The following is a 9,049-nucleotide window of genomic DNA, read 5'->3' on the forward strand; positions in this document are numbered from 1 at the left end:
ATTAATAAGAGATTTAATTGTCCACCATAAAAAACCTGTTGCTGCTAATGCAAATAAAACTAAAGACCCAAACTGGTTTCTTGTTCTTTTTGGCATTTACAATTCCTATAAAGAAAACAACCGTTAAAAATGCAAATATAATAAAAGTAAAATTTCCAATTTTTCCCCTCCTAATTGTTTTTGATTATTATTATTATAGTGGAAATTACAACTAGTAATGATTAGATATTAAAACAAATTATTTTATTATCTCGATTTATTAAGAAGCTTTATCGAGAATTGTTTTATCGTTCTTTTGTTAGTAATTTTTCTTCGGAATTTACGATATCTAAAGTAATTTCTTTTGTAAAACTTGTCATTAAATAATAGTAAGTCTAAACAGATCATTGTTAATCCAAACGAGACAAGTCCCATGACTATAGCTATCCCTAAATGGAACATAACCAGGATAGAAATCATAACCCATTTGGTTGTTTTATTAAGAATTAAAAAGGGAAAAGCTATTTGAAAAATAACAGTTGAATATGTTCCTATTGTAAGCATAATAGGATTACTATAAATATATTCGGCTATACCAGGTAAAGTAAACTCACTTACTTGTAAAATATAATACAAAGCAACTCCGTTAAACCACATATCTCCTTGAGCTTTAAATATACCTGAAAAAGAGTATAAAATGGCTACCTGTATAATACACGCTATTATACTTGTATTATGTAGTGCTGCTATATATCTGTTTTTATTTCTTTTAGTTTTAAATAAGGTGAAGTAAGCTCCTACATTTGCAAACATTAAAAAGAATAGACAAATTATAAGTATATTGTTACCACCATCAAGTACGAAGGGATTTCTTTCATATAATGACCAAACAAATATAAAGTTTAGTACTCCAGTAATACGAGTATGAACACCTAATGTAAAAAGTAAGGCAATAACTATTCCTGAATAGAATAAAATATTGAAATACACGTTAGATACTGAAAGTTGATATAAAGAAAAAGAATTAGCTTGTGTTATATCTGAGATAAATTCTGCATGTGGGTAAACCCCGTTTGGTCCCCAATAATAATCCTTTTGGAAAATGTGAAGTAAATAAAAATGGTTACAATTGAACCTAATCCTACCCTAACTATACTTGCACCTATAAGATGCTGTTCTTTTTCGAAAAATTAAATAAAATACGTAATATTTTTTTCATTTTAATTTCCCCAATATTTAAAGTTTTTCTACCTGATTATAAGGTAATCGTGGGAGCTCTATATAATATTCGTTATGTTTTAAATTATCTCCAGATATGTAGTTAAAGTAATCTGGGAATTCATTAATCTGAATTCTAATTTTTACTTCATCAAAATTCATTTTATATTTACTATATAAAGCTTCAGAAGAAATATTTAACAAAAATCGCATCTCCAATGGATATTCACCTTTTCCTTTACTAGCATCTTCAATTAACTGTTTATATTCTTCTTGATCTTTTGGTATTTGTTTGTTACTTCAACTGAGCTAGTTGTTGCCTGTGCAACTGCAAGACGTAATGGGGGTTATTCTGTTATTGTGCAATTTTTGTAATAAGTGCATTACTTACATCAATCCATTCAGATTCTTTTTCTACATTACGACTATCATGATAGTAACCCTTTACCAAAATTTTATTATCTGTACTAACTGGATTCGGGGCAAATAGCCTCCAATTTTGTTTGAATATAGGATTCATATATGATTGAAGGACTTGGTTATAATTATATGAAATCGGGTTAGCAGGTGCATTGTACATAATAGTGATTGAAAAATGTACTATTAATATTAAACTCAAAAAGTAATCCAAATTATAAAAGATTTATTTTTATTTTGCATATCATCACCAAATTAAAAAGGATATTACACTCTTCTATGACTAAAAAATGTATAGAAGAGTGTTTGAATTTGACAATTATCGACTAAAAGCTTCTTCAATATCTTGTCCGTTTATCTCCGGTGGAAGGGATACACATAAGTGAGATGGAGCTGAGTAGCTTACGTTTTCCCACATGTAATCATAAACTTTCCCCATAGCCCATCCGGCAACCGTACCTGCTACCCATGCTGCTACCCTATAATCAGGAGTGACTTCATTTTCGAGTGAGACGGAATCAGGTTTTTGTGTGGTCTGATAATCTGTGTCTGTACTTGCAGAAGCAAAAACTGGACCAACGACAAGTAGGAAAACAAACACCGTAATAATAGTCTTTCGTTTTTTCACAATAATCACCTCCTTTTTCAATATAGATAGTAACATAAAATTTGGAATTGTCTGTTTTTAAAAATTAATTAGGTATTAAGTTGTAATATAAAATTGCTATAAATATATCGTTTTATGAAATTTTTCTTATATTAGCTCTAAACAGTATCAAAAATGAGTTAAAGAAGGAAAACTTGAAAAATAAGGAATTTTATGGAATATTTATATTGTGAAACGATTTTCGTTTATTTATAATGTTACTTGGAGGTGAATTAATGCGAGTTCATATAGGGGAAAAAATAAAATACTTTAGAACAAAATCTAAAATAACACAATCAAAACTAGCAGAAGGAATTATTTCAGAATCTTATCTTTCCAAAATAGAAACCGGGAAAATAGCCCCACCTAGAGAAATAGTGTTACTACTTTGTCAAAAGTTAAAAATTAACCCAGACGCAACCGAAATTGATCACCTACAAACACTATGTCATACTTGGTTTGAACACTTGTTTTATGGTATGAAAGAAAAAGCCACAGATTCGTATAACAAAATTATTCAAAATATTGATAACATCGCAAATACTTCATTGATCACCCTAGTAGAATTACATAAACTAAGGTATTTCATCCTCATTCAGAATCGAAAAGAAGCTAATAAACAATATGAATACCTGCAACAATTAAATTTAGAAGGGAAAGAAATATACTACTGGTTTAAATTCTCAGGGTATTATTACTTTGACCAGCTATTTTATAATAAATCATTAAACTTATTTCAAGAAGCTACTATATATATTAGGGATGTTACTAAGAGGGAAACATATGACCTTTTTTATATGATTGCTTTAAATGCATCTAAATTAAGAAAATCATACCTTTCATTAGAGAATGCAACAAATGCACTTACTTATTATCAAAATAACTATAATTTAAAAAGATGTGCAGAATGTCATATATTATTAGGAATAGCATATCAAAGGATTAACGAGTTAAATAAATCTATCGATAGTTATCAATTAGCTGCTAAAATAGCTAATGACATTGATGATGATAATATTATGGCTATTAGCAAACAAAATATTGGTAAAGTCTATTCTATTAGAGGGGCTACTGAAGATGCTATTTATTATTATTTAGATAGTTTTAAAGCAAGAAGAAATTTCCCAATAACTAAAAAATCATTCCAGTATCTAGCTTAATGAAAGAATACTATAATGTTGGGGATACTTTTAAAGCTGAAAGATGGTTAAAAAAGGGGATAGAACTATGTAAGAATCTAGACCCCCAAGATTCCATTTACGTCTATGAATTTGAAGTATATAAATATCTAATTATAGGAGAGGGAAGTTCATTTGAGGAATTAATCAATAAAAAAAGTGCTTCCCTTTCTAAGCGAGAGAAATTTATTTTATGAAACGTTTCAGTATTTAAAAAATATTAGCAAATTACTATTATAAACAGAGAAAGTATAAATTAGCCGCAAACTATTATGAGTTGGCAAATAGTACTTTAAATAAAATTCATACGGAATAGGAGAATGTATTATGAAAAGAATATTATTATCTGTATTATTAAGTTTCTCTATTTATTGATTACCTTATCTACAGACATAATACAAAATAACTCTAATTATGATAAGGAAGATATTAAATTAGCTAATAACGAAGAGCCAGACCCTTCTGGAATAGCAGATATTATTAAGTGGTTAAAAATAGGATTATTATAGAAGACAATAAACTCTTTTTTATGAAACACTAAGTCATTTATATATATCCGGCACCCTACTATCAAAAATCGGCACGTCTTTTCGGACTTGGTCGACTTTTTTCTAAATCCAGGGACAGGCTTAACACTTCTTCTTGGTCAAGGCTGCCTTCTGCTAGGACGTCTCCCCATGGGTCAACAGCGATTGAGTGACCGGCGAATTCAGTTCCGTCGTAGCTTCCGATTCGATTGCTAGATACGACATACATTTGGTTCTCGATCGCCCGTGCGATTTGCAGGGTTCTCCAGTGGTTCACGCGAGCAGATGGCCATTCAGCGACGACGCTAAGGACCTGGGCACCTTCTAGTGCGAGTGGTCTGATGAGTTCGGGAAACCTAAGGTCATAACAAATGATGAGGCCAAATTTTAGTCCGTCGAGCTCAAATACTTCTGGTGCGACCTGACCGCCAGTTAAGAACTTATGCTCATTCAGCATCGGAACTAAATGAGCCTTGTCATACTTCGAGACGACTTCACCTTTACGATTCACGACAACAGCTGTGTTATAAATCCCACCGTCTTTTTTATTCGCGATCGAACCGCCTATAATGTTAATATGATGCTTTTTCGCTTGTTCTTGTAAAAATGGGATCGTTGGATGCCCGTCTACATCGGCCAGGACATCTAATTCAGGTAATGTATAGGCAGTCGTCCACATTTCTGGTAACACGACCGTGTCGGGCTGATTGTTCTTCACATCTTGCTCAATCCAGTCAGCCACTCTTTGCCTATTTTGTTCAGGACTTCCTGGAATAATATCCATTTGATAGATTGAGAATTTCATCACGAATCCCCCTTATCGGTTGATAAATCCTTCCACAATTCGTTCTAACATTGCCTGGTCCATTTGCAATGGCTCATGGCCGTGATCCGTTAATAACTTTTGAGTATTGCGATCCTCAAACCTCACCGACGTATTCAAGTACTCCTTAAACACCTCGATTGGCTTATGCATGTTGATTTCTTCTTGTGTTAATAGATGCTTTTCCTCGTTTGGAATCAATTTTATTTGATCAAAGTTTTAAGCTTTTTACAATTGCATCGAACGTCATCTTGTTCGTTGGAGGATTTGGATTCGTGATGTTATAGACTGTCTCAGTTTTTCCGTGCTTGAGACCTAGCACAAGTACCTGCGCGACGTAGTCAACAGGTACTAGATTGGATACCGAATTTTCGTTAAGAACGAGTCTGTATAGATGGTCACTAGGCTTACGAGCAGATTTTTTCTTCAAAATCTGTATCGTACGGATGATCCCGTAAAGTCCGAACGTCGTCTTGGCTTCACCTGTTTTAGAATCGCCGATAATAATTGCCGGTCTCATTACGAGCACGTCGAATTGGTCTTTATAAGACATGACGAGGTGCTCAGCTTTGGCTTTTGTTTCCTCATAAGAATTTCTGAATGATTGCCACTCCGGGTAGAGCGTCTCCGTTCCTACGTCTCTTGTCCCTAGCGTGTAAGCCGTGCTCACGTGGATGAAACGCTTGATGTTAATCAACCCGGCGAACTTAAGAACATTTTGAGTGCCATCGACATTCACGTGAAATAGTTTGTCCCGTTCAGACTCATCGAAGCTTAAAAAGTGCCGCCGTGTGGTAAATAGCATCGATTTGATTGGTTAGACTTTGTATTGTTTCATCGGACATCCCGAGATTTTTATCGGATAAATGCCCTGATAGAAACGTAATTCGATTTTTATATGAATAAAGCTGATCTAACAAAATATCAGCTTTTGCCTGACTGCGAACAATTAAATATAACTCATGGCCTTCTTCTAGGAGTTTCCTAGCGAGTTTTTCCCCTAGAAAGCCAGTTGAACCTGTAATTAAAACGCGCATAAAATCTCTCCCGGTGATTGTGATGGAAGTGCTTTTATCATTATAACGAGTAGGGGAGGAAGGGGGCAAATGAAAACTGGCTGCATGTTTGATATACTCATAACATTGCGTGATAATTTAAGTAACTAGATTCATAGGAGACATTAATGATGGAACAATGGTTTAAGCAAAAATGGTTTCAATGGATGCTGATTTTACTCGTGACGATTTTGTGGGGCTATTCGTGGATCCTCATGAAAGACGCGCTTCAATACATGGGGCCGTTTACGTTTTCAGCTTTGCGGTTTGTGACAGGAGCGGCTGCGATGCTGTTGATTGTTTGGCTTCTTAGGGCTGGCCGGCCACCGAGATCGGCATTACCTCACTTAATTGTCGTTGGCATTTTGCAGACGAGTGTCGTTTTTATTTTAGTGATGTATGCGCTCAAGTTTATTGATGCTGGAAAATCGTCGCTTTTATTATATTCGATGCCACTTTGGAGCGGTTTGCTTGCGGCAATTTTTCTTCGTGAACGGATTTCAAAGCTCAGGTGGGGAGGCGTCGGACTTGGCATCGTCGGTCTTTTAATCGTGATGGGGGCCGATGCGCTAAGTCAGCAGTCAAAAGATGTGATTATTGGTGAGCTGCTCATTATTTTAGCTGCCGTATCTTGGGGTGCGTCGAATGTGTATTACCGGTTAAAACTGAGTGATTTGCCGAAGCTTCAAGTGAATGCGTATCAGATGTTGTTCGGGACCATAGCAATTGCGCTCGTTTCTTGGATCGCTGAAGGCGGGGAGCCAGTTGTGTGGACGCCTGAGAGTGTTTATTATGTTCTATTTACCGGCGTTCTCGCAAGTGCGTTTTGTTTTACCATCTGGTTTATGTTGCTCGGGCATCTTGATATGATTGGCGCGACCATGCCATCACTGTTAGTACCAGTCTTCGGGCTATTTTTCGGTTGGCTTTTGCTTGGAGAAGTATTGACGGTGAGCGTTGTGGTTGGTTCGGCGCTTATTTTGTCGGGTGTGTTTTGGCGAATATAAAAAGAGAGCATTAGATATCATATACATTTGTGTTGGATTAACGGCTGAAAATGTGTATTTCATATGGAGCTGGAAATTATTTTACCATAAATTGTGATATAATAATTGTTGTTACGGTGGATCTTATGCTTATTAAAAACAGGGAGGTTCACACGGTGGAAAATGAACCAACTGTATTAACTAAAGATGTTCAGTGGAAAATTAATGACTCCAAGTATATTATCCGAAATGTTCCTTACTTAAAGGCTGACTATGATGAAGAAGAGTTGTTTGATTTAGATGTTTCATTAACAATAACTTCTTTACGAGATTTAATGGTTGAAAACAAAATTCCTAATGATGTTAATTATGAAGATTTTGCTGATATAAAACTTGAACTTTAATGTTTACGAATAAAAAAAAGACTTCCAGCAGGGGTGCCGGAAGTCTTTTGCCATTTAAAAGAGTAACAATGCAACTGAAATTGGGATAAAGCTCCAAAGTAATATGACCATACAGAATCCCATGATGTCTTTAACTTTAAGACCAGCAATCGCAAGGAGTGGTAGTGCCCAGAACGGCTGGATCATGTTCGTCCACGCGTCACCCCACGCAACGGCCATCGCGGTTTTAGCCGTGTCGACACCGAGGTCAAGTGCCGCTGGAATCATAATTGGCGCTTGAACGGCCCACTGCCCGCCGCCGGATGGAACGAAGAAGTTCACGATCCCGGCGCTAATAAAAGCGAATAGTGGGTATGTGACTTCGTTTGAAATACTAACGAACCACATCGACATTTGTTCAGATAAACCTGACTCGACCATCATGCCCATAATGCCGGCATAAAATGGGAACTGAATGATGATCCCGCCCGCGTTTTTTCACCGCATCGTTGACCACGTTTAAGAAGCGGCGAGGCGTTTTGTGAAGTAGAATGCCAAGGAATAGCATCGTGAAGTTCGCGATATTGATGTTGATATCAAGTCCGTTGTTTACGAAATGGAATAAGATAAATACGAGACCTAGTAGACCTATTAGCATTGAGACCATCATGCTGTTTTCTAAACGCTCAGCTGGCGTGACCTCATCTTTCGTCGCTGCTTCTTCAACCTCTGTTGATACCATTTGTTCGTTTAAAAACTCTGGGTCGATTGTTCCTGTATAATCACTAGAACGGTTCATGAGCCAGTTCATAAGCGGCAATGTCACCAGTAAGAAAATCACGATAAATAAATTCATGCCGCTAAATAAAGTTTGCGTAATTGGAATGGATCCAATCGTGTCCATTAAAAAGTGGTTGTCTGTTGCGATGGTTAGTGGAATCGAGCCAGACATCCCGCCGTGCATAATAGGAACCCGCTGTAAGCAGAGGCAATGAGTAGACGGTAGTCCACTGATGGAATCCGTTTTGCCACGTGCAAGGCAAGAAGAGCACCAACAACAAGTCCGAAACCATAGTTGATTAAGCACGCAATCGACGCAACAATCGTTACAAGCAGAATCGCCTGACCCGGCGTGTTCGCAAGCGTACTAATGCGCTCGAGAAACCGTTTAACAGGCGGGCTGTTTGCGAGAATATACCCCGTCACAACAATGAGCGACATCTGCATGGCAAAGGCTAAGAGGTCCCAGAAACCAGTTCCCCAATGCTCCACCATTTGAGATGGCCCACTGCTCGTGAACAGGATCCCAAGCAAGTACACAATAAACGTTAAAATAATAGCGAATAAAAAACGCGTCCGGCAAATAGCGCTGGACAATACGATTAAAGAAAGACGTTAATCCCTTTAACATAAATTCCCCTCCCTAGATGTAATTTGAGAAAACGCTTTCAAAGGAAAGCCTGTTTCTCATTATATTTAATTTTAAGAGCGTCTTCAATTGATTATTCGTATTTTTCGGAATAATTTGAGAGGGGATGTCCTATTTTGCTAAAACTCATTACTATTAATATAAATTGCTTCCCAATTGCGGTTGAGCTCATTTCTATTACGGTTCGAGGCTTCCCAATGTATGTTGAGGTCGTTTCTATTGCAGTTCAGGTCATCCCAATGTAGATAGAGCTCGTTTCTATTGCTGTTGGACGCGTCCCAATGTCGATTGAGAACGTCTCTATTGCAGTTAAGGTCGCACCAATATCGGTTGAATTTTTATATAAAAAAAGTGACCTTCCACTTAAAGGTCACTTTTCCTTAATATATAATCGATTTATACCATGCT

11 protein-coding genes and 1 pseudogene are annotated in these 9,049 nt (G+C 36.5%); 4 read left to right on the forward strand and 8 right to left on the reverse strand.

The genetic code is table 11. The annotated features are described in order from the left end of the window. Positions 1–246 precede the first annotated feature (246 nt). From JCM13188_RS13165 to JCM13188_RS13180, 3 genes are all read right to left on the reverse strand, one after another. Positions 247–969, reverse strand: coding sequence for an HTTM domain-containing protein (locus JCM13188_RS13165; RefSeq protein WP_279401837.1), 723 nt, complete (start codon positions 967–969; stop codon positions 247–249). A 583-nt stretch (positions 970–1,552) separates the two neighbouring features. Further along, the gene (locus JCM13188_RS21265) at positions 1,553–1,777 is read right to left on the reverse strand and encodes a DUF5819 family protein (protein WP_369405039.1); all 225 of its coding nucleotides are present in this window, start codon (positions 1,775–1,777) and stop codon (positions 1,553–1,555) included. A 156-nt stretch (positions 1,778–1,933) separates the two neighbouring features. After that, on the reverse strand, positions 1,934–2,242 hold the full coding sequence (locus JCM13188_RS13180; RefSeq protein WP_054754547.1) for a hypothetical protein: 309 nt from the start codon (positions 2,240–2,242) through the stop codon (positions 1,934–1,936). Positions 2,243–2,496: 254 nt separating this feature from the next. Between JCM13188_RS13180 and JCM13188_RS13185 the strand changes: the two genes are divergently transcribed. Further along, on the forward strand, positions 2,497–3,420 hold the full coding sequence (locus JCM13188_RS13185) for a helix-turn-helix transcriptional regulator (RefSeq protein WP_054754548.1): 924 nt from the start codon (positions 2,497–2,499) through the stop codon (positions 3,418–3,420). A gap of 588 nt (positions 3,421–4,008) precedes the next feature. On the opposite strand, the gene JCM13188_RS13200 is transcribed toward JCM13188_RS13185, so the two are convergent. The 4 genes from JCM13188_RS13200 to JCM13188_RS13210 are packed head-to-tail and all read right to left on the reverse strand — an operon-like array spanning position 4,009 to position 5,825. Beyond that, positions 4,009–4,770: a carbon-nitrogen family hydrolase gene (locus JCM13188_RS13200; RefSeq protein ID WP_369405033.1), complete on the reverse strand. Its 762-nt coding sequence runs from the start codon at positions 4,768–4,770 to the stop codon at positions 4,009–4,011. 12 nt (positions 4,771–4,782) lie between these two features. After that, positions 4,783–4,941, reverse strand: a complete 159-nt coding sequence (locus JCM13188_RS19320; protein ID WP_279401838.1) for a hypothetical protein — start codon at positions 4,939–4,941, stop codon at positions 4,783–4,785. A gap of 58 nt (positions 4,942–4,999) precedes the next feature. Beyond that, a complete protein-coding gene (locus JCM13188_RS13205) occupies positions 5,000–5,593 on the reverse strand; it encodes an SDR family oxidoreductase (RefSeq protein WP_279401839.1) in 594 nt (197 codons plus the stop codon). Beyond that, positions 5,553–5,825, reverse strand: coding sequence for an SDR family NAD(P)-dependent oxidoreductase (locus tag JCM13188_RS13210; protein WP_054754552.1), 273 nt, complete (start codon positions 5,823–5,825; stop codon positions 5,553–5,555). The genes JCM13188_RS13205 and JCM13188_RS13210 overlap by 41 nt, the downstream gene beginning before the upstream one ends. A 149-nt stretch (positions 5,826–5,974) precedes the next feature. Here JCM13188_RS13210 and JCM13188_RS13215 point away from each other — a divergent pair, with 149 nt between their 5' ends. Together JCM13188_RS13215 and JCM13188_RS13220 are read left to right on the forward strand one after the other, a co-directional pair. Beyond that, positions 5,975–6,850: a DMT family transporter gene (locus tag JCM13188_RS13215; protein ID WP_054754553.1), complete on the forward strand. Its 876-nt coding sequence runs from the start codon at positions 5,975–5,977 to the stop codon at positions 6,848–6,850. Positions 6,851–7,005: 155 nt separating this feature from the next. After that, entirely contained in the window at positions 7,006–7,233 is a 228-nt protein-coding gene (locus JCM13188_RS13220) for a hypothetical protein (protein WP_054754554.1), read from the forward strand. Positions 7,234–7,287: 54 nt separating this feature from the next. Here JCM13188_RS13220 and JCM13188_RS13225 read toward each other — a convergent pair. After that, positions 7,288–8,623, reverse strand: a pseudogene (locus tag JCM13188_RS13225) (short-chain fatty acid transporter). Between the two features lie 134 nt (positions 8,624–8,757). Between JCM13188_RS13225 and JCM13188_RS19325 the strand changes: the two are divergent. Continuing rightward, on the forward strand, positions 8,758–8,886 hold the full coding sequence (locus JCM13188_RS19325; RefSeq protein ID WP_279401840.1) for a hypothetical protein: 129 nt from the start codon (positions 8,758–8,760) through the stop codon (positions 8,884–8,886). Positions 8,887–9,049 lie beyond the last annotated feature (163 nt).

This window comes from Piscibacillus salipiscarius JCM 13188 (assembly GCF_001311865.1).
GTDB classification, from domain to species: Bacteria; Bacillota; Bacilli; order Bacillales; family Alkalibacillaceae; genus Piscibacillus; species Piscibacillus salipiscarius.

Bases quoted from the DNA above. Each gene is read 5' to 3' on its own strand.
- JCM13188_RS13210 (WP_054754552.1), bottom strand. From the start codon at position 5,825: ATGCGCGTTTTAATTACAGGTTCAACTGGCTTTCTAGGGGAAAAACTC.
- JCM13188_RS13200 (WP_369405033.1), bottom strand. From the start codon at position 4,770: ATGAAATTCTCAATCTATCAAATGGATATTATTCCAGGAAGTCCTGAA.
- JCM13188_RS13215 (WP_054754553.1), top strand. From the start codon at position 5,975: ATGGAACAATGGTTTAAGCAAAAATGGTTTCAATGGATGCTGATTTTA.
- JCM13188_RS19320 (WP_279401838.1), bottom strand. From the start codon at position 4,941: ATGCATAAGCCAATCGAGGTGTTTAAGGAGTACTTGAATACGTCGGTG.
- JCM13188_RS21265 (WP_369405039.1), bottom strand. From the start codon at position 1,777: ATGTACAATGCACCTGCTAACCCGATTTCATATAATTATAACCAAGTC.
- JCM13188_RS13205 (WP_279401839.1), bottom strand. From the start codon at position 5,593: ATGCTATTTACCACACGGCGGCACTTTTTAAGCTTCGATGAGTCTGAA.
- JCM13188_RS13185 (WP_054754548.1), top strand. From the start codon at position 2,497: ATGCGAGTTCATATAGGGGAAAAAATAAAATACTTTAGAACAAAATCT.